Origin of the sequence: Myroides sp. NP-2, from assembly GCF_014145665.1 — a bacterium.
Classification (GTDB): Bacteria; Bacteroidota; Bacteroidia; order Flavobacteriales; family Flavobacteriaceae; genus Flavobacterium.
On record NZ_JACHTD010000001.1, the window covers coordinates 302,212 to 322,861 of the forward strand.

General features: G+C 38.6%; 15 protein-coding genes. 9 read left to right on the forward strand and 6 right to left on the reverse strand.

Annotated elements, in window-relative coordinates; translation table 11 throughout:
• Nucleotides 1-7: 7 nt before the first annotated feature.
• The 4 genes from H4K35_RS01285 to H4K35_RS01300 all read right to left on the reverse strand — a co-directional run bounded on the left by H4K35_RS01285 (nt 8) and on the right by H4K35_RS01300 (nt 3,111).
• Nucleotides 8-748: an isoprenyl transferase gene (locus H4K35_RS01285; RefSeq protein WP_182625577.1), complete on the reverse strand. Its 741-nt coding sequence runs from the start codon at nt 746-748 to the stop codon at nt 8-10.
• On the reverse strand, nt 749-1,429 hold the full coding sequence (locus H4K35_RS01290) for a DUF6089 family protein (RefSeq protein WP_182625578.1): 681 nt from the start codon (nt 1,427-1,429) through the stop codon (nt 749-751).
• A 136-nt stretch (nt 1,430-1,565) separates the two neighbouring features.
• Nucleotides 1,566-2,450 (reverse strand): NAD kinase, encoded by an 885-nt coding sequence (locus H4K35_RS01295; protein ID WP_182625579.1) that lies wholly within the window; start codon nt 2,448-2,450, stop codon nt 1,566-1,568.
• Nucleotide 2,451: 1 nt separating this feature from the next.
• Nucleotides 2,452-3,111 carry an HPP family protein gene (locus tag H4K35_RS01300; RefSeq protein ID WP_182625580.1) on the reverse strand — a complete coding sequence of 220 codons (660 nt, stop codon included), beginning with the start codon at nt 3,109-3,111 and terminating at the stop codon, nt 2,452-2,454.
• A gap of 94 nt (nt 3,112-3,205) precedes the next feature.
• Here H4K35_RS01300 and H4K35_RS01305 point away from each other — a divergent pair, with 94 nt between their 5' ends.
• From H4K35_RS01305 to clpX, 9 genes are all read left to right on the forward strand, one after another.
• Nucleotides 3,206-3,919 carry a pyridoxine 5'-phosphate synthase gene (locus H4K35_RS01305; RefSeq protein ID WP_182625581.1) on the forward strand — a complete coding sequence of 238 codons (714 nt, stop codon included), beginning with the start codon at nt 3,206-3,208 and terminating at the stop codon, nt 3,917-3,919.
• Complete coding sequence (locus H4K35_RS01310; RefSeq protein ID WP_182625582.1) at nt 3,919-4,692, forward strand: alpha/beta fold hydrolase; 774 nt, start codon at nt 3,919-3,921, stop codon at nt 4,690-4,692. Before H4K35_RS01305 ends, H4K35_RS01310 begins: the two co-directional genes overlap by 1 nt.
• A 1,047-nt stretch (nt 4,693-5,739) precedes the next feature.
• On the forward strand, nt 5,740-8,682 hold the full coding sequence (locus H4K35_RS01315) for a gliding motility-associated C-terminal domain-containing protein (protein ID WP_182625583.1): 2,943 nt from the start codon (nt 5,740-5,742) through the stop codon (nt 8,680-8,682).
• 304 nt (nt 8,683-8,986) lie between these two features.
• Nucleotides 8,987-10,237, forward strand: coding sequence for an OmpP1/FadL family transporter (locus H4K35_RS01320; RefSeq protein WP_182625584.1), 1,251 nt, complete (start codon nt 8,987-8,989; stop codon nt 10,235-10,237).
• 18 nt (nt 10,238-10,255) lie between these two features.
• A complete protein-coding gene (locus tag H4K35_RS01325) occupies nt 10,256-11,875 on the forward strand; it encodes a hypothetical protein (RefSeq protein WP_182625585.1) in 1,620 nt (539 codons plus the stop codon).
• A gap of 12 nt (nt 11,876-11,887) precedes the next feature.
• Entirely contained in the window at nt 11,888-12,244 is a 357-nt protein-coding gene (locus tag H4K35_RS01330; protein ID WP_182625586.1) for a phage holin family protein, read from the forward strand.
• A 98-nt stretch (nt 12,245-12,342) separates the two neighbouring features.
• Complete coding sequence (gene tig / locus H4K35_RS01335; protein WP_182625587.1) at nt 12,343-13,668, forward strand: trigger factor; 1,326 nt, start codon at nt 12,343-12,345, stop codon at nt 13,666-13,668.
• An 82-nt stretch (nt 13,669-13,750) separates the two neighbouring features.
• On the forward strand, nt 13,751-14,410 hold the full coding sequence (clpP, locus tag H4K35_RS01340; protein ID WP_182625588.1) for an ATP-dependent Clp endopeptidase proteolytic subunit ClpP: 660 nt from the start codon (nt 13,751-13,753) through the stop codon (nt 14,408-14,410).
• A 3-nt stretch (nt 14,411-14,413) separates the two neighbouring features.
• Complete coding sequence (gene clpX, locus H4K35_RS01345; protein ID WP_182625589.1) at nt 14,414-15,655, forward strand: ATP-dependent Clp protease ATP-binding subunit ClpX; 1,242 nt, start codon at nt 14,414-14,416, stop codon at nt 15,653-15,655.
• A 73-nt stretch (nt 15,656-15,728) separates the two neighbouring features.
• Here the strand turns inward: clpX and H4K35_RS01350 are convergent, their stop codons facing one another.
• Nucleotides 15,729-17,135, reverse strand: coding sequence for a RagB/SusD family nutrient uptake outer membrane protein (locus H4K35_RS01350; RefSeq protein ID WP_182625590.1), 1,407 nt, complete (start codon nt 17,133-17,135; stop codon nt 15,729-15,731).
• Between the two features lie 11 nt (nt 17,136-17,146).
• Nucleotides 17,147-20,263, reverse strand: coding sequence for a TonB-dependent receptor (locus tag H4K35_RS01355; RefSeq protein ID WP_182625591.1), 3,117 nt, complete (start codon nt 20,261-20,263; stop codon nt 17,147-17,149).
• Nucleotides 20,264-20,650: the final 387 nt, after the last annotated feature.

Below are 20,650 nucleotides of genomic sequence, written 5' to 3' on the forward strand. Positions count from 1 at the left end.
TTCGTTTTTATTTAATTTGTTCACTAGTTTTTCCATATCTTCTCTCTCTTTGTTGATACGACAGTATCGATCGATAGAGTTCTTCTTCAGAGAAGTCTGGCCATAATACCTCCGTAAAGTACAATTCAGCATAAGCGATTTGCCAGAGCAAGAAATTGCTAATTCTCTGTTCCCCGCTGGTGCGAATTAACAAATCAACATCAGGCATATTATGCGTGTAAAGATGCTCATTAATAATTGATTCGTCAATATTGTCTTCTGAAATTATATTATTTTTAACTTTAATAGAAATTTCCTTAATTGCGTGTATTATTTCTGCTCTAGCGCCATAACTTAGTGCTAAAGTTACAGTCATCCTTTTGTTTTCTTTCGTTTTGTCAATTGTTGTTGCCAAATTTTGACGTACTTTTTCTGGAAGTAACTCAAGATTTCCAATTGCGTTTAAGGCAATTTGGTTTTCCATAAAGGTAGGGAGTTCTTTAGCAAGTGATTTTACAAGCAATTCCATCAGTTTATCTACTTCAAATTTAGGTCTGTTCCAATTTTCAGTAGAAAAAGCGTAGAGTGTCAAGTATTCAATGCCTATTTCTCTGCATTTTGTAAGGGTGGTTCTCAGGGATTTAACGCCATTTTCATGCCCGATTGTTCTGAGGAATCCACGTTGTTTTGCCCATCTACCATTGCCATCCATTATAATTGCAATATGCTTTGGTAGATTGCTCATGTTTATTTGTTCTTTCAATTTCATTTAATCTGCGCAATAACAAGGATTATGTCCAAAAGTATAACTTATTGTAATTCCAGAGTAGAAAAACCAATCATTTCCGTTCTTTCCAAATCGAAAGTTTTCCAATTTTGATTCAGCAGGGTAACTCCCATCTAGATTATTTGTAAAACTATACGTAGCGGTAACTTCTGCATTAATATTAATTTGAGGATGAACCCTGATTTTCATTCCTGCTGCAAAGGGGATAGCCCCTGTATATTTTTTGTCTCCTTTAGAGAGCCTTGATCCTCTATAGTATAAATCCGTATAGCGAACACCTGATATTCCAGCAAACAAATAAGGGGTCATGGCAAAATTCTCTTGGTGTAAGTCGAACTCAAAAAAATTAAATTCAATCCCCAAGCTCAATTGCTGAATGGTGTTGTCAAAACGTAACCCCCTTGCTTTTCGGCTTTCACTTGAAGCATCAGCGTCATTGCCAACCAACTTTTGTTGACTGAAACTCACGCGATAGGAATGCCTCGGGCTTTTATTCCATCTGTAAAAAACGTTATAGCCTAGGTTCTTTGGGTTAATAAACTGAGTGGAACCAATGTCGCCCACATAGTTTGTGCCACCTAAACCGAAGCCCACTTCATGAATCTGAGCGTGTGCTAAAGGCATGCTAAGCAGTATGATAAATGTAAGTAAAGCCTTTTTCATTTTGTTAAAATAATTCACAAATATAATAATAATGCCTTCTCTTTGTTTGAAAAATAATAATTTGTTCTAAACAAATTCAAACAAATATGAGTGATAAAAAATAAATGTAATAAAAAAAAGAATGCCTCCCGTTTTTTTAATTGCGTTTATCCTCTCCCCAAAGTAGCTTATTTCGCAACGTTTTGATAAAACTTTGTTGTGGGAATTCCACCAAATTAATGGTAAATGGCGCTTTGGTAATCGTTACTTCTGTTTCGTTGTTCACCGCTTGTGTATTGCTGTCAACCGATAATAAAAACTGACTTTCTCTAGCGTTTACTTTTAGTTTGATTGTTAGATTGTCGCGTATCACTAATGGTCTTACATTGAGATTATGGGGAGCCAAAGGCGTTAGCACAAAACACCCCGTCTCTGGTTCAATTATCGGACCACCACAGCTCAAAGAATATCCCGTAGAACCCGAAGGGGTCGAGATAATCAATCCATCCGCCCAATAGGTGGCTAAATATTCGTTGTCTAAATACGTTTCTACTGTGATCATTGATGTCGTGTTCTTTCTAGAAACCGTAATGTCATTCAGCGCAAAATTGATGTCGAAATTCGAATTTGACGCCGGATCACAAGCAATGTTAAGCAAGGCTCTGCGCGATAATTTGTACGTGTGCGTAAACAAATGAGGTAAATGCTCCTCGATGTTGTCTTCCTGAACATTAGCCAAGAACCCCAAACGACCCGCATTAATCCCCACGATGGGAATATTTTTGTCTTTGACGAAATTTGCAGCGCGTAACATAGTACCATCTCCACCAATACTGATGAAAAAATTGACGTCTAACGGTAATTCATTCGCCTCGCCGAACGTCTGGTAAGTCGTTGGCAAAATGTTTTTTTCGTTTAAGAGATCATAAAAATTACGCTCAAAAATAATAGTTGGCGCATACGCTTCGAAAACGTTTAAAAGACGATGAACGATTTGTTGTACTATTGTTTTATTGGTTTGCCCGTAAATTGCAAATTTCATGCTATATGTTTAAAAATTTGTTTAGATAATTAGAGTGATCCATGAGTTTGTTTTGATGCAAATCTTCGTCGTGTTGAGAGATTATCGTAAAATCAAAACGTCGTAAGTCATAAATAATTGTCTCTATGTTTTTTTGTGTCAAGCGCAAAAGAAGTTGGGTTTTGTTTTCGTGCGTACTCAAAACAAGGATGCCCAATAGTTTATTGTTATTGCTTTCGACGATTTGCGTAATGTTGGCAAAGCTGCAAGCAACGGTATTCGTCTCGATGATTACTGTAGTGCCGGTTTCCGTCAAAAAAGTGCTTTCTTGCAAATAAACCATCAAAGCCGCTTTGGGCAACTGCCCTAGTAGGTGTTGATCTTCGTCTACAACAGGTAGTAGATTACATTTGTTTTGAATAAAAGTGTCTGCAATTTTAGCTAAACCATCCGTCGTCTTGACAAAGAAGGGTTCTGCCTGATAAAGTAGCGTTGCTAGGGTTTGAGCTTCATCAGCGTCATAGAGCAACGCAGACGCAAGATTGCCCATCCACCGTTGGTCTGCATCAACAATGGGAAGATGAGAATAATCCTGCTCGTCCAAAAAGGCAATAACCTCCGCCACCTCGGTTGAAGGGGTGAAGGCAGGTAGGTGAAGTAGTAAACTGTCTATCGTTGTCAAAATCGCTTCAATTGAATTGTGACTGCAAAATAATTAAAAATAAACCAATAAGCCTTAATTATACTTTGTATTTTTGTTTTTTAATATCTTAATTATGACAAAGCTATCTGTAAATATCAATAAAATTGCTACCTTAAGGAATTCAAGAGGAGGTAATGTACCTAATTTAATAAAAGTAGCTGAAGATGTTCAAAAATTTGGAGCAGCAGGGGTAACGATTCACCCTCGTCCAGATGAACGACATATTCGCTATCAAGATGCCAGAGATTTAGTGCAGGTTGTGTATACAGAATACAATATTGAAGGGAATCCGATGGATAACTTTTTAAAATTAGTTTTTGAATGCAAACCTACGCAAGTGACTTTAGTGCCTGATGCTGTGGATGCGTTGACTTCTAATGCAGGATGGAATACTGTGAAACACAAAGATTTCTTGACTGAAGTAATTCAAGAGTGTAAAATACAAGGAATTCGCACCTCTATTTTTGTAGATCCCGTGCTGGAGATGATCGAAGGAGCAAAAATTGTCGGTACAGATCGCATAGAGTTGTACACGGAAGAATTTGCTACGCAATATGGATTGGGAAATGAAAAGGGCATTGAACCTTATATTCGCGCAGCTGAATTGGCTGTAGCCTTAGATTTGGGAATTAATGCAGGGCACGATTTGAGTTTGGACAATATCGCTTTTTTCAAGGCGAATATACCCAATTTACTAGAAGTGTCTATTGGACATGCACTCATCGCTGAATCGCTGTATTTAGGATTAGAAAATGTAGTTAATATGTATATTCAAAAATTGAGTTAATGGAGGAGATTTTATATTCAAAAATTGAAGGAGAAGGCGGTAAGCCGATGATTGTCTTGCACGGTTATTTCGGTATGTCAGACAACTGGAATACTTTCGGTAAGCAAATGGTAGAAAAGGGGTATGAAATGCATTTGCTGGATTTGAGAAATCACGGGCGAAGTTTTCACTCCGACGCTTGGTCTTATGAAGTAATGGTTCAAGATGTCATTCGCTATATGGATCATTACAATATCACAGAAGCAATTGTCTTAGGACATTCTATGGGAGGGAAAGTTGCCATGCATTTGGCCACAAAATTTCCCAATCGCGTAGAAAAGTTGATAGTGGCAGATATTGCGCCTCGCGCTTATGCACCTCATCATCAAGATATCCTAGAAGCGTTGAATGCTGTGGATTTCTCTCAAAAACCTTCGAGAAAAGAAGTCGATGATCGCATTAGTACCTATATTAACGATGTTGGAACTAAACAGTTTTTGTTGAAAAGCTTGTACTGGAAAGAACCAGATCAATTGGCATTCCGCTTTAATTTGGAGGTGTTTAACAAAGACGAACAAGTCGTTGGAGAAGGGATAGCCGAAGATGCACGCTATGACAAACCAACATTGTTTATTCGTGGAGGAGCGTCAAAGTATATTCAAGAAAAAGACGAAGCGAGTATTGCACTACACTTCCCACAGGCTGTTATTGATACAATCCCCAATGCAGGACATTGGTTGCATGCGGAAAACCCCAAATTGTTTTTCGAGAAAGTTTTGGACTTTCTCTCTTAACTTGCTCAAGGAACAATAGCGATAAAAGTACAACCATACAAAGAGGGTGTCCCAAAAGGACACCCTCTTTGTATGGTATAAAACGCAACTTTTTCTTTGATTAATTCTTCTTGCAAGTAAAACGAATGTTAGACTCCGATCGCGCGGATTTGGCAATCCATGCTTTTAGCTATTCCGACAGCGCGGATTACTATTTTTTTACAATCGTTTTGTTCTATTCAGGTTCTGCACGAATACGCTACAAAACTATATCAGTAGGAATTAACCTGAATGACCGCCTTCCGTGTTTTTCCATTATTTGTAAAAAAAAAGCACAAATGGGTTTGTTTTTCCTTCTATATACAAGACAAACAGTTGTTATTCAGTTGTTTATTTGGTTTTGTTTTGCTTTTGTTCGGGTCTTCTTCGGTAAACCTTTGTATTTACGGGGGTTTAACCCCGATTTACCGAAGCTGACTCGAACATGACTCGAACAAAACCCAACCCGTTACCGATGTACTGCAAGAAACTAAACACTTCTTTTTCGTCTAAATCATGGAAAAACAATAATCTGCCCGATCGGGAGTCCGCGCGATCGGGACAAACAATAAAAAACCCCGTCTAAAAAAGGTGGGATTTTGTCTTTTAAGCTTTTAAGACAGCCTCTTTTTGTATGTTATAAAACGGGACTTTTCTCATGTCCCATCCTGAAATAATGGTACACAACTGCAACAGAAGTAGGATAATTCACTATTGCTTGATCGGTGTAGTCGTTGAGGTTTGTTCAATTTTATTTAGATTGATTAAATCAATGGCAAAATATGGGGGTGAGTAAGGATGAAAAACTTTTATTTTTAAATGAAATGCTTGTTTTTATGTGAATAATTATATTTTGATTGTTAAATTTTCTTTTTAATTGATATTTCATTTTGTTTATTTTTTTTGAGCTCTTGTTATTTAGTTTATTTTAACTTAATTTAGGCGGCTTTGAGAATGCCTCTTATCAAGTCAAAGGGAAGGTCTCAGGTAGAATCCTTTTTTTAATAACAAACCTTATTATACTCAATTATGAAACAGAACTACGTCTTCCTACTCGGTATTTTTTTGCTATTAAGTACTTCCGTTTATGCGCAATACTATAAAAATCATCATATTGCTCCTGCACCTTGGCAGTATTGGAGTACAGCGAATCAAATTGTAATTGGTACACTGTCATCAGATCCTGTAAATGTGACATTGAAAAAGAGCGATGGGACGAATTTGACAACTTTAACGGTTACAGTTAATAATCCGGTTACTTATCGCTTTGCTGGAGAGGCAAATACGCTGACTAGAAATGTGTTAGATACAACGTATGATGACCGGGGATTATTGGTCGAGGCGAGTGAACCTGTTTTAGTAAACCTTCGAAATATAGCTTCGGATGCTTCCGTGGGTTGGACTTCCTTAGGGGTTGAGAACATAAAGGGAAACGCTTCTCTAGTTAGTTTTGGGGAAGAAGGATTAGGAGTAGAATTTCGCTTGGGCTACTACAGACAGAGTACGCAAGGACTTTATTCCAATGCACCAGTATATTCCGTATTGGCTACGGAAGACGAAACTGAAGTTGAAGTGGAACAAGCAACGGGTGTGACTACCTTTACCTTAGAAGCTGGACAAAGTCGATTGTTTAAAGCGCCATTAGGAGCCTATTTAAAATCCAATAAATCCGTAGTTGTCAATGTGGGAAACTGGGGTGATACACCGGGCTTATGTGGTCCAGGGGGAATTAATGGTCAAGATGGAACCTTTGATCAAATTGCACCAGTTCACATGTTAGGTAATCGATATTTGGTTGTACGTGGAGAGGGAACCATTCCCAATACAACACAACGCAATCAGTTTCTGGGATCTGAACAAAGCTTAATCGTCTCAACAAAAGACAATACTACTGTAACCATTTCGAGCTTTAACGCACAGGGTGCAGCAACAGGAGCTACTATTACTCAAGTCTTGGCCAACGCAGGGGATTACTATTCATTCTATCACGGAGATGGAATAAATGCCAATTCTTCGAGCTTGATCGTTTCGGATAATGAAGTCATTGTATACGCTGGAACAGCTGTAGAATGCGAAACAGATATTTCTACCGTATTGCCAATTGGCGGGTGTGCGGGATCAATTAATATTCAAACGACAAAATTTGTCAATTACAACAATGGCGGACTGCCTTATATGGGATTTGCCATTATTGAACATCAAACAGAGGTTGTTTATCTCAATGAACAAAATATAGAAACACTGACCAACAGAACACGTACTCCTCTCGGAAATAGTGGACTCTACATGATTACATTTGATCGCACGTCTATCGGAAACCCTGAAAATATTATTTTGCGCTCTGACTTGCCTTTAACCGCTAGTTTGGTTCAGCAAGGAGACGGGTTTTCCATGTCCGCTTTTTTCTCCTCTTTTGGGCAAGCTGCACAAGTACCTGTCGAGGTGAAACAAAATGAAAATTGTACCGTGCGATTAGAATCAACAGAGGATTCTATCGAGTATGAGTGGTTCTTAAACGGAGAGCTAATAGAAGTGACAACTGAGAATTTTCTGGATGTGGCAACAAGTGGTTTGTATTCGGTGAGAATAAAAAAAGATTGTGGTTGGAGTAATCGCTCTTTGCCCTTGGATGTAATCGTTAAACCTTGTACTGACTTATCTATTACCAAAGCGGTGAAATCACAAGAAGATGGTTTTGCAATTTTTGTAATTACGGTCAAAAACTTAGATGAAATTTTTACAGATCCTCAGGTAATGATGACGGATTTATTGCCTTCTGGATACGAGTTTGTAAGTTATACTGCTGATAAAGGAACCTACGATGCTGCAACAGGAGAGTGGACAATTGGCGCACTTGCTCCTCAAGAGGAAGTGCGTATCGAAATTAAAGTAAAAATCAAAGAAGCAGGCGAGTACCTCAATAAGGCTACAGTAAAAGGAGATAATATAGACCCTCATCCAGACAACAATGAAGCACAAGCAATCGTCGCTTTAGGTAAATTGGCCTTTACTAAAAAAGTAGTTGATCGCGAATACAACCGCATTGGCGACAAGATTGAATACGAAATCCTAGTGGAGAATATTGGAGAAACAATCGTTACTAATATCGTGCTTACGGATGAAAATGCGGATGCTGCCTCCTTGAGCCCTTCGCGTATTGCTGAATTAAAACCTGGAGAATCTCAAGTCGTTGTGGCTTATCACACCATTACAGTCGAAGATTTTAGAGCTAAACACGTGATTAATCAAGCGAAACTCGTAGCGCAAACCTCAAGTGGTGCAATGGAACAAGTATCGGATGACCCAACAACACCAGAGCGCAATGATCCTACTATTGCTACTATTTTGTATCAAGCCGATTTGCACGCAACTAAAGATGATGGTATTGCTTACTATATCCCTGGACAAGAAACGACCTACACTATCACAGTAGAGAATAAAGGACCAGGATCAGCTGTAAATGTAGAAGTGGTTGACTATATGCCTGTGGGGGTACAACAAATGCGATGGTCTAGCTCTCTTGGAACTACAGGTACTGGAGATTTGATCGATATGCTATCGCTTTTAGATGTTGGAGATACCGTAACCTATGAAGTGACGTTGACTATTCCGTTAGAACACACCCAGGCGTTTATCAATGTAGTGAGTGTAGAGGCTGCTGATAATGAGGATCCTGTGGAGGCTTGTGATACTTGTATGGACATCAACTACCAAAAAGTATTTATACCGAAGGGAATCTCACCAAATGGCGATGGGTTAAACGACTTTTTGGACTTGAGTAACTACAATGTTGAGCGTTTGAAAATATACAATCGCTTAGGTAAATTAGTGTACAAAGCAGGAAAATATCAGAAAGAATGGTATGGACAATCTGAGTCAGGAAACAAGTTGCTTCCATCTGGAACGTATTTTTACGTGATGGAAAACATTTTAAATGATACCTATACGGGTTGGATTTACCTGATATATTAGAATCGTCTTTTTATATTTTTAGTTTATAGTTCAACAGAGCTGCTTTCCCTTGGGAAGGTAGCTTTTTTTATTTTGTCTTCACAAGATGTAAAGGGTTATTAAAAAAATAAAAGGCGTATGCTCAAAAGAAAGAGAGAGACTAAATAAATGGTGATAATATTGTGTGATTTTTGTATATTTTTTTAAAAAAAGAGTATAAATGTTTCTAATTGATGTTTTTTGTTGTTAAAGTGTGTATTAAAAATTTGTCAAATTATTATATATTTTTATATTTACTAGATAAGAAATAAAATAATAGTTAATTATGATAAAAAAGGTATTGTCATTATCCCTTCTAACTTTAATTACCGCCTCTACCTATGCAGGGGGTTACAGAGTTAGTATGCAAGGAAACAGACAGCTTGCGATGGGACATGCTGGAGTAGCTGTTATTAGTAGTGGTGCAGAATCACTATTTTTTAATCCTGCAGCATCGGTTTATCTGGACGATAAGTTCAATTTCTCTGCGGGGATGAACTATTTGGTCGCAGATACCAAGTTTCAAAATGAAACATATGGTTGGGAAAATGAAACGCGTAACCCAGGGACGCCCTTTTACCTCTACGGGACCTATAAGGCAACGGATTGGTTAACGGTTGGTTTAGCTGTTTATACGCCTTATGGAAGTGCAGTTGATTGGGATCGCGATTGGCAAGGATCACATTTGGTCAATAATATCGATCTAAAAGCTTTTTATTTTCAGCCGACTATCGCTGTTAAAGTAAGTAAGCATTTTAGTTTTGGTGGAGGACCTATTTTTGTCAATGGTGGCGTTACCTTTGATCGAAACGTTTCTCGCAGTATGACCAATGAAGAGGGCAAGAGAACAAGCGTAGAAATTGAAGCCAAAAATGTTACCGCTTGGGGATGGACAGCTGGATATCTCGTAAATGTCGATGACCATCTGCGCTTAGGGATGAACTACCGCTCTGAAATTATCATGAAAGAAAATAGTGGGAAAGCGCGTTTTTCCAATGCGCCAGCTTTTGGAAGTGCGATGTTTAAAGACGGCAAAATTAAAGCTGAAATGCCATTGCCTGCTGAGTTAACCGTTGGTGCTTCTTACTCTTGGGATAAATGGGTGCTTGCTTTCGACTACAACAGAACGTTTTGGAAAGTTTACGACGCTTTAGTAATTGACTTTGTTAATAGCCCATTAGGAACATCGGTAAACTCGAGAAATTATAAAGATTCGAGTACCTATCGCCTAGGAGCACAATATGCGGTAAACGATCAACTGACACTTAGAGCAGGATGGTATTACGATGAAAGCCCTGTACAAGAAGGGTATTTCGCACCAGAAACGCCAAGAAACGACTCCCGTGCCTATACTGGAGGATTGACGTATAAATTTAAAAACGGTATTGGCGTGGATCTAGTATTCTCTTACTTGCATTTTAGCGATACGCATAATTCATATGATTACTACCACGAAGATGGGCAAAATGTTTCCTTTGGAGGAACCTATAAATCTGCAGTAACTAGTGGAGGAATTGGTGTAACTTATAGTTTTTAATGATTAAATTGAATTAAGATGAAAAGAAAATATTTATATATCGCACCTCTTTTAGCTTTTTTAGTTGCTGCCTGTGAGCCTTCTATTAAAGATGAAATTAACTCAGGGACGTATTATGCTGGAGAAGCGGACTTCTCCTCTTATGTGGCTATAGGAAACTCATTGACTGCGGGCTATATGGATGGAACGCTTTACCGCTCGGCACAAAAGAATTCCTTTCCTAATATTTTAGCTCAACAATTTAAAATTGTCGGTGGCGGTGATTTTACACAACCTCCTTTAGATGACGATGCTAACGATGTAGGAGGAATGTTAGTGGCCGGTAGCCCGCTTCCAGGATTCGATACCAAACTGGTGATGAATATGTCAACCAGTAGTCCAGAAAATAAAAAAGGAACAGTAACCTTAGACGTTGCCAATAGAAGCCAAAAAGCCTATCACAATGCGGGAGTACCTGGAGCAAAAACCTTTCATTTACTCGCACCTGGTTATGGAAGCCTAAGTAATTTAACCCAAGGTAAGGCCAATCCCTACTTTGTGCGTACAGCAACTTCGGACGAAACAACCGTGATGGCAGATGTAATGACGTTACAACCGACCTTTTTTACCAACTGGATTGGAGCAAATGACGTTTTAGCTTATGCTACATCTGGTGGTGAAGGTTTAGATCAAAATGAAGAAGCAACAGGAACAGATCTTACCCAATACGGCGGGAATGACATTACCCATGTAGGGGTGTTTAAGATGGCGTATGAAGGAATTGTCAATACCTTGACAACCGGCGGAGCAAAAGGAGTAGTAGCTACTGTTCCCGATGTTACAACCATTCCATTCTTTACAACCGTACCCTATAATCCTATCACTGCGGATGCTGTAGTGAAGCCAGGACAAAATCCAGATGAGGTTTTTGGTCAAATCAATATGTTAGTTGGAATGTTCAAAGAAATCTTAGGACAGTTTGGTCAAGGCGATCGCTTGCAATTATTGGATAAAAATAAGCCAAATCCACTGTTGATTCAAGATAAAACCTTAGTTAACCTAGAACCTCAAATCGCAGCGACAATCAAGTTTTTAATTGCATCAGGAAAATTTCCGTTTGCACTGTCAGACCAAGAAATTGGATTTATTGCTAAAAGCTATGGTCAAGCGAGACACGCGACAGCGAAAGACTTAATGTTGTTGACGAGTAGAGCGCAAATTGGCGCGACTTTTACAACAGGTAATCCAGCAATGGACGCTATGTTAATCAAGGGAATTACGTTTCCAATTGAAGATAAATTTGTGTTGAATCCAGTAGAACAACAAAAAGTACAAACGGCTACAATCGCCTTCAATTCTATTATCCGTGGAATAGCAGAGGAAAAAGGATTGGCAGTAGCCGATATGAATGAATTGTTACACAAAGCAGTTAGTGGCTTGAGAGTAGAAGACGGACAAATTTATACCGCTGATTACTTTAAAGGAATGGGCAACCTAAATACAGTGCTTTTTTCATTGGATGGAGTACATTTGAATGCCAGAGGGTATGCTTTTATCGCTGCTGAAATCTTACGCGTGATTAACAGACACTATAAGTCAAATATTCCATTAGTGAATCCTGCTGTATATCCAGGACCAACCTTAGTAGTACAGAATTAAAAAAGAAAATAGATGAGTTTTATCGTTCGATTATTAGTTACAACAGCCTTAGTTGTTTTCCTTTGTTGGCTGTTGCCAGGAGTCCACGTTGAAGGGTGGACCTCTGCCCTGTGGGTAGCTGTAGTGATGGGATTGTTGAATGTGTTCTTACGACCTATTCTGGTCTTTATGACACTGCCAGCAACGATCATTACCTTAGGGCTTTTCCTATTCGTTATCAATGCCATCATCATTATGCTTAGCGCTTATTTTGTCGGTGGATTTTATGTAGACGGATTTTGGTATGCCTTATTATTCAGCTTGATCTTGTCTTTTTGTCAATCCATTGTAAATGGGATTCTCTTAAAAGGGGAACCGAGAAACGGGTGAAAAATTTAATAGTTGAAATACAAACACTTAAAAAGTTGGATGGGTTGTAAAAATAATTTATTTTTGCAACCCAATTTTATATGTAAATACATCAAAAAATGAATATTACAAGAAATAATGTAGATGCTCTTAATGCAATTGTTACTATTGAACTTGCAAAAGAAGATTACCAAGGTAATGTAGATACTGTGTTATCTAACTACAAAAAGAACGCCAATGTTCCTGGATTTAGAAAAGGTGCTGTACCTATGAGTTTAATTCAAAAACAATATGGAAAATCAGTATTGTTCGAAGAAGTAAACAAAATTTTGCAAGAGAAATTGAACAATTATCTTGTAGATGAAAAATTAGATATTTTAGGAAATCCTCTACCAGTAATGAATGAGAACTTTGACTGGGATGCTGATGTATTAAAATTTGATTTCGAATTAGGTTTGGCTCCTGAGTTTTCTTTAGACTTAGAAGCAAAAACAAATGTTACTAAATTCAACATCGTTGCTGATGAGGCGATGTTAGATGAGCAAGTAGAGTATATCCAAAAACAATACGGAAAATTAATCTCTAAAGAAGCAGTTGAAGAAACTTCTGAATTAGTAGGTACTTTCGTAAACGAAGAAGAAGGAATCAACAAAGAGGTAACAATCGCTGTTACTGATTTCAGAACAAAAACAAACCAAAAGAAATTCTTAAACAAAAAAGTTGGTGACCAAGTTACAGTAAACACAAAAGGTTTATTCGAAGACGATCACAAATTAATGGATGTTTTAGGAATCGATCACGATGCAGTTCACGGATTAGAAGTTGATGTTGTATTTACAATTAACGAAATCAACGAGTCTGAAAAGGCAGAATTAAACCAAGAACTTTTCGATAAATTATTCGGTAAAGACGTTGTTACTTCAGTAGAACAATTGAAAGAAAAAATCAAAGAAGACGCTGAAAAACAATTCGCTTCTCAAGCAGATCAAAAATACTTAAACGACGTTTTTGAGTTCTTGTTAGAAACAACTTCTTTTGAATTACCTGCTACATTCTTGAAAAAATGGTTAATGACAGCTGGTGAAACTCCAATGTCTGCTGAACAAGCAGCTGAAGAGTACGAAAAATCTGAAAAAGGATTGCGTTACCAATTGATCGAAGGAAAAGTAATGACGCAATATGAGTTACAATTAACGTTTGAAGATATTAAAGCTTACACAACTAAATTGATCAGAGAGCAATTGGCTCAATTCGGTCAAGCGGATGCTGATGATAAAACAGTTGAAGATATCGTTGCTCGCGTAATGTCAAACCAAGATGAGGTAAGACGTATTTCTGAACAAGCAATGAATGAAAAAATGTTGGCTTTATTCAATGAGAAAGTAAAAGCAACAGTGAAAGAAATTTCTTACAAAGATTTCGTTAAGGAAATGTACGGAGAATAATTCTTTCCTGAAAAATAAGTATATTTGAGCGTCTATTTGAATGAATAGACGCTTATTTTTTTAATCATAAAAGCAATAGTTTATGGACTACGGAAAAGAATTTCAAAAATATGCGACCAAGCATCACGGTATAAATAGTATGTATTACGATAAAATCGTAAGTAGTATGACTCCTTACATCATTGAAGAACGCCAAATGAATGTGGCTTCAATGGATGTTTTTTCTCGTTTGATGATGGATCGTATCATCTTTTTAGGAACGGCAATTGACGATTATGTAGCAAACATTATTCAAGCACAATTGTTGTTTTTATCAAGTGTTGATAGTGATAAGGATATCAGTATTTATGTAAATTCACCAGGAGGTGGGGTATATGCAGGATTAGGTATTTACGATACTATGCAGTTTATCAAACCAGATGTTGCTACGATCTGTACGGGTATGGCTGCTTCTATGGGGGCTGTATTGCTTTGTGCAGGTGCAGACGGAAAACGTTCTGCTTTACCACATTCGCGTGTAATGATTCACCAACCACTAGGTGGAGCACAAGGACAAGCCTCTGATATTGAAATTACAGCAAGAGAAATTTTAAAATTAAAAGACGAATTGTATCAAATCATATCGAAACACTCTGGTCAACCGATGGAAAAAGTACATCACGACAGTGATCGAGACTACTGGATGATTGCCGAGGAAGCTAAAGCTTACGGTATGATCGATGAGATTCTAATTAGAGAATAATTTATGGCTAAAGAAGAGATGAGATGTTCCTTTTGTGGACGTCCAAAATCAGAAACCAATATTCTTATAGCGGGTATTGATGCTCATATCTGTGATCGTTGTGTGGATCAAGCCTATGGTATTGTACTGGAAGAAGAAGATGCAAAACATTTAGAAGGTCTTTCCAATGAGTTGTTGTTGAAAAAACCAATGGAAATCCGCGCCTTTTTGGATGAATATGTTATCGGTCAGGATCAAACCAAAAAAGTAATGTCCGTTGCGGTGTATAATCACTACAAGCGTTTATTACAAGAAATGAATGGTGAAGATGAAGATATTGAAATTGAAAAGAGCAATATCTTGATGGTAGGCCAAACGGGAACAGGTAAAACATTGGTAGCTAAAACAATTGCAAAAATGTTGAATGTACCCTTGGCTATTGTCGATGCAACTGTATTAACAGAGGCGGGATACGTAGGAGAAGATGTAGAGGGTATTTTGACTAAGTTGTTGCAAGCCGCAGATTACGATGTAGAAAAAGCGGAACGCGGGATTATTTTTATTGATGAAATCGATAAAATTGCCCGTAAAAGTGACAACCCTTCCATTACGCGTGACGTGTCTGGAGAAGGGGTACAACAAGCCTTGCTAAAACTTTTAGAAGGAAGTATTGTCAACGTACCACCTAAAGGAGGACGTAAACACCCAGACCAAAAGTTTATTGAAGTGAATACCAAAAATATTCTCTTTATAGCGGGTGGTGCTTTTGATGGTATCGAACGTATTATCTCTAAACGCTTGAATTTCCAAGCTGTAGGGTATAGTTCAATTAAAGAAGGTGAAAAAGTAGATCGCACCAACTTGATGCAGTATATTATACCAAAAGATGTCAAAGACTTTGGTTTAATTCCTGAGATCATTGGTCGTTTACCTGTGTTAACCTATATGAATCCTCTGGATAAAGAAACGTTGCGCGCCATCCTTACGGAGCCTAAAAATGCACTAATTAAGCAGTATGAGAAATTGTTCGAAATGGACAATATCGCGTTCTCTATTACAGATGAAGCTTTAGATTATATAGTAGATAAAGCCTTATCTTACAAATTAGGGGCTAGGGGATTGCGCTCGCTTTGTGAGGCGATCCTAACTGACGCGATGTATGAGTTACCTAGTAAAGAAGATGTGACGGAATTAGTCGTAGATTTGGCTTATACCGAACAGGCATTGAATAAAAACTTAATGCAACGATTGGAAGCAGCTAGCTAAACCATCGAAGCAAAGGAACATACAAGTATAAAAAAATCCTACAGCCCAATGCTGTAGGATTTTTTTATGCCTGTTAGGTTGAGGTATTTTGCTTACGCGCATCTAGTTCTTCCTGAGGTATTGCCAATTGAAAGCGCTTGTCTTGAGCAGGGAGAGAAATAGGAGTTCGGTGATTTCCTGAACGCGTAATGCCTCTCAGTAAACGCTTGGCATCAAACCACTCCACGCCACATTCGCCGTACAATTCTTTTCTTCTTTCCAATAAGATTGCCTCCAGTACAGCTGACCCTGTGCTTGTTGTTACTGCTGCTTCCTTGTCGCGATTCTGGCGTAGGAGGTCGAGTGTCTTTTTTGCTTGAGTTTCATCCCCTAGGTGATAGTCTGCTTCAGCTTCGATCAGTATTAATTCCGGATATCGAATCACGGGTAAATCGGCTTCAAAAGTGAATGTAAATTTCGAGGTTACATAAGCTTGCCAATCACCTGCTGGTTTTTCATAGAAGTTAGAAAAGAGGTTGCGGACATCTGTCGGACTAAATTGTTTGACAAAATTATCGTTGATAAATGTGCCGTGATAAGCTACAGCAACGTGATCCATCATCGCATGTGGATGGGAGCGATAATATACAGTTTGATCTGCACTTTGAGGCAAAGCCCATAACCATTCTTTAGCGCTCATTGCATCAAAGCCAGCCGCGTATTCTTCTGGATGTAAAACGCTTTGCGGTTGACCGCCATAAGCCAAAACAGCGTTTTTCTTGGCGAGTTCCCATTGCCCTGTGTATTGATATACCTGGGCTAAAAAGGCCTGAACAACCGCTTGATTGATATAAGATTTATTGATTCTCTTTTCGTTCAAGCGTTGGGATGCGTCTTCTAAATCTCTTATAATGCGATCGAAAAATTCCTCCTTAGTCGAAAAGGGATTAGGGGTTGTAGTGGGGTGAGTATAAATAGGAGGAAAGGGGATATTTTGTTTGGACGCATAGGCATCTCCAAATTCAATTGCTAGCTGAAAATAGTAGTATCCACGTAGGGCTAGCGCTTGTCCTATTAATTCATTTTTGTCTGAAGGATTGATTTTTGTACTCGCTTCAACCCCTTGGATAAAGTTGTTTACCTGATCGATAATCTTATAAGGCAAACGCCAGGAGAATTTGGATCGCGTGCCTGTACTTAAATACACCTGATAGTCATAATCATCTCCAAACCAGATTTGCTTTTGTATTAAGTCGGCTCCTTTTACACTTCGCGCAAATAAGATACTGTGTAAACCAGAGGCCTCATCGTTGATTAGAGAGGTGCGCTGAAGGCGTAAGATTCCTGATAGAAAAGAAGTGGCTCCTTCTTTACTGCCAAAAACGATATCGGGAGAAATGCTGTCTTTGGGTTGTGGTTCGTCTAAGAAGTCCGAAGAACAGCTAATTGTAAGGCTCAGTACAAATAACAGGACAATACGTTTTATATATAATTTTTTCACTTGTTTGCTTTTTAGAAATTAATAGTTAAACCAGCAGATAAGGTAGCGGATAAGGGAACGCGATAATTAGTTACCCCGTTGATGGCTTGTTCTGGGTCGATGCCCTTATGTGATTGAAAGGTTAGTAAATTTTCCCCTTGAATATAAACACGGGCTTGTTTTAGCTTTAATTTGCCCAATTGTTCGATTGGTAGGGTGTATCCAATTGTCAGCGCCTTTAATCGCGCGTAGTCATTTTTATATAAAAAACGCGTGGAGGTCGCTGCAAAATTGTTCGACGAATTTAGGAGGATAGGCATATTAGTATTATCTCCAGGTTTTTGCCAACGGTCAGCAATATCGGGCGAACTTTGGTATCCTTTAGAAATACCGCCTAGCAAGCTGGCGTAATCGCCGTCGTAGATGTATCCACCTAAACTAAAAGAAAAGAATGCGCTAAAGTCGAAGTTTTTGTAGGATAAGCTAGTATTAAATCCTCCAACTATCTTAGGTAAGGCTGATTGGTTGTAGTAACGCGTAGCTTCATCGTAGTCTTTGGTAGTTTCTCTGCCCGTGACGCGACCATTGGCATCAACTACATCTTTATACCACAGGCCATAGCCGTCGTTGGGGTCCACACCAGCCCATTCTCTTAGGTAAAAGTCATATAAGGAACGACCTTTTTCCCAACGGTTTAATCCACTGATAAAACTGTCTTGTGTTAGGGAGGTTACCTTATTTCTGTCGATAGAGAAATTTAAAGACGCATCCCAATTCCACTCTGGCTTGCGGATAATATGTGTAGTTACACTCACTTCTAAGCCATAGTTTTCTACTGTACCTGCATTGGATAGTATTTCTAAGTTTCCAGTAGAAGACGCTTGTGGAATAGCGAACAACAAGTCAATAGACCGCTTTTTGTAGTAGTCGATCGATCCTTCCACGCGATTGTTGAACAAGCTAAAATCTATCCCAGCATTGAAGGAGGCTGTTTTTTCCCAGCTTAGCAAGGGATCCGCTAAATCTCCTAAAATAACACCAGGATTGTCTAGTTGGTTGTACCCTGTTTCAAATAAACGCAAATAAGGAAAATAGTTGTCTTTTAGATTGTTATTTCCTAATTCACCATAAGAAACCCTTAATTTAAGAAGATCGATATAAGGGCTATCAGCTAGAAAATCCTCTGATGAGGCAATCCAAGATCCTCCTATGGAAAAGAAATTGCCTGCTCGCACATCTTTGTGAAAACGCGTACTTGAATCTCGTCTGAAAGAACCTTCAGCGAAGTATTTGTTGTTATAGTCGTAGCTAAGTCGGCCTAAATAACTTGTCAGTCGATCTTCTACGGTATAGCCATTGATGTTCTCTAGCGAAGTACCGCTACCAATTTCTGAATTTCCCGGTAAGTAGCCCGTGGCAGAGGCATTGAAAAAATCCTTTTTAAATTGGTAAGCCTCTATGATTCCGTCTGCAGCAAGATGGTGATTGCCAAAAGTTTTATCATAGTGTAATGCATTGATGAAGTTGAGTGTTTCAGCGGTGTTTTTGGTTTTGTTTACTCTCCCTTTTACACTAGAGGCTTGACCGTATTGTGAATTGTTATACGCTTTGATGTCCAAGTCGTACTTCTCATAGGATAGATTAGATTTAAAGTAAAGACCCTCCGCGAGATCAATTTTTGCGAAACCATTCCACGTAATGCTACTCCTGCGGTTTACTGTTTGGTTGTTGTATAGAATTCCCACAGCATTTTCGCCACTCATAATTGGTCGTACACTATTGGGATCTTTACTCGAAGCGTTGCCATAATCATAGATAGATTGGCCTTGCGGATCATAGGCGATTTGCCCTGTAGCATCTCTTTTGTATACAGGGTAGACACTTGGCATTGCGTAAATCCAATTCATAGGGCTATATAAATCTGTACCGCTTTGAGTTGGGAAGTTTTGATTGGAAACGGCATAGGCGGTGTTAGCACCCAGTTGTAACCAATCTGTCAGTTGACTTTCTAGGTTTAGTCGTACGGTTGTACGTTCAAAGTTTGCGGTTTTAATTCTTCCATCTTGGTTGAGGTAGTTTCCTGCCAAGAAATAGGTGGTTCGATCACTTCCTCCTGTCACATTAAAATTGTATTCTTTTCTAAACGCTTGGTTGCGTTCTAATTCTCTTTTCCAATCCGTTTCCCATAGCAGGGGTTCCTTTACGGTCCAATTGCCGTTGTAATCAATAGGCTGATCGGTTCCGAAAGGGTTGTATCCAAAGTAGCTTACAAGGCCATCTGAGGCATTTTGACGGGCTGTACGTTCATCTTGTCCGATGACATACTGATAATTGTTCTTTCTGCCTTCCCATAAATAACTTGTATAATCTTGAGTGTTGAGCACTTTATGGGTTTTTACTGCATCAAAAGCTACACCTGTACTTAAGTTAATGCTTACAGCAGGTTCTGCATTGCGCTTGCCCATTTTTGTTTTGATTAAGATGACACCATTAGCTCCTCGAGAGCCGTAAAGTGCGGTAGAAGATGCATCTTTTAAAACGTTGATCGTCTCAATTTGATCTGCACTAATGGCATTGATATTCCCCATAAAAGGAGCGCCATCCAGAATGATCAAGGGATCAGCAGCGGCGTTGATCGATCCAATTCCGCGCACGCGAATAGTTGGATTTTCACCAGGTTGAGCGCTGGAATTGACGATGTTAACTCCCGATACGGTTCCTTGCAAAGCCGTAACTACTGATGTCGCCACCTGTTTTTCCAATACATCGCTCTTTACTTGACTTATTGCTCCTACAATTGCCTTTTGTTTTTGAGCGCCATAGGCGACAATTACGATGTTTTCTAAGCTGACTACATCTTCGTGTAGGGTGATGTCGATTTGACGCTTTACACCTACTGAAAGTGACTGAGATTTGAACCCTACATACTCATACTGTAAGATATCTTCTGGGGAAACTTCTATCGAATAGTGTCCGTTAAAATCTGTTTGAACCCCCTTAGTGGTGTTTTTAATAGTAACTAACACACCGGGAAGTGACTCTCCGTTGGATTCACTTACTGTTCCTGTTACCTTTACCTGTTGTGCTAATGCTATATTACACAACAAGAGCAAGCTACCAATGAGTAGCCGAAGTTTACATTTTTTCATTATTACTAAAAATTTTATTATTTTTAGCAGCAAACACATGACTATCGTTTTTTTGCTGCTATAAAAAACGATACAAAAAAAAGGAGGCTGTACGAAAGCCTCCTTTTTTGTTTTAAAACAAAAAATGCAGAAAGCTTTCCTTTATGGAATATCCATTTTCGCCATTGCTGACATAGCAAAATCAGTCCATTGAATCGACAGGGTATATTGACTTAGAAAAGGGCTTACTGTTTTTTTCATTTCATTATTTTTTTTGTGATTGGAAATCAACAGTGCAAATGTAAGTAGTAGTTTTTTTGTCTGCAATACTTATTGAAATAAGGAAAAAATATCTTTGTATTGGTTATATTTAAGTGTAAAACAATTAAAAGAACAGGCGAAAAGTGA

Excerpts from the sequence above, each read along its gene's own strand:
- H4K35_RS01330 (WP_182625586.1), top strand. The coding sequence starts at position 11,888 with ATGAGTTTTATCGTTCGATTATTAGTTACAACAGCCTTAGTTGTTTTC.
- H4K35_RS01310 (WP_182625582.1), top strand. The coding sequence starts at position 3,919 with ATGGAGGAGATTTTATATTCAAAAATTGAAGGAGAAGGCGGTAAGCCG.
- H4K35_RS01305 (WP_182625581.1), top strand. The coding sequence starts at position 3,206 with ATGACAAAGCTATCTGTAAATATCAATAAAATTGCTACCTTAAGGAAT.
- clpP (WP_182625588.1), top strand. The coding sequence starts at position 13,751 with ATGGACTACGGAAAAGAATTTCAAAAATATGCGACCAAGCATCACGGT.
- H4K35_RS01295 (WP_182625579.1), bottom strand. The coding sequence starts at position 2,450 with ATGAAATTTGCAATTTACGGGCAAACCAATAAAACAATAGTACAACAA.
- clpX (WP_182625589.1), top strand. The coding sequence starts at position 14,414 with ATGGCTAAAGAAGAGATGAGATGTTCCTTTTGTGGACGTCCAAAATCA.
- H4K35_RS01285 (WP_182625577.1), bottom strand. The coding sequence starts at position 748 with ATGAAATTGAAAGAACAAATAAACATGAGCAATCTACCAAAGCATATT.
- H4K35_RS01320 (WP_182625584.1), top strand. The coding sequence starts at position 8,987 with ATGATAAAAAAGGTATTGTCATTATCCCTTCTAACTTTAATTACCGCC.
- tig (WP_182625587.1), top strand. The coding sequence starts at position 12,343 with ATGAATATTACAAGAAATAATGTAGATGCTCTTAATGCAATTGTTACT.
- H4K35_RS01355 (WP_182625591.1), bottom strand. The coding sequence starts at position 20,263 with ATGAAAAAATGTAAACTTCGGCTACTCATTGGTAGCTTGCTCTTGTTG.
- H4K35_RS01290 (WP_182625578.1), bottom strand. The coding sequence starts at position 1,429 with ATGAAAAAGGCTTTACTTACATTTATCATACTGCTTAGCATGCCTTTA.
- H4K35_RS01315 (WP_182625583.1), top strand. The coding sequence starts at position 5,740 with ATGAAACAGAACTACGTCTTCCTACTCGGTATTTTTTTGCTATTAAGT.
- H4K35_RS01325 (WP_182625585.1), top strand. The coding sequence starts at position 10,256 with ATGAAAAGAAAATATTTATATATCGCACCTCTTTTAGCTTTTTTAGTT.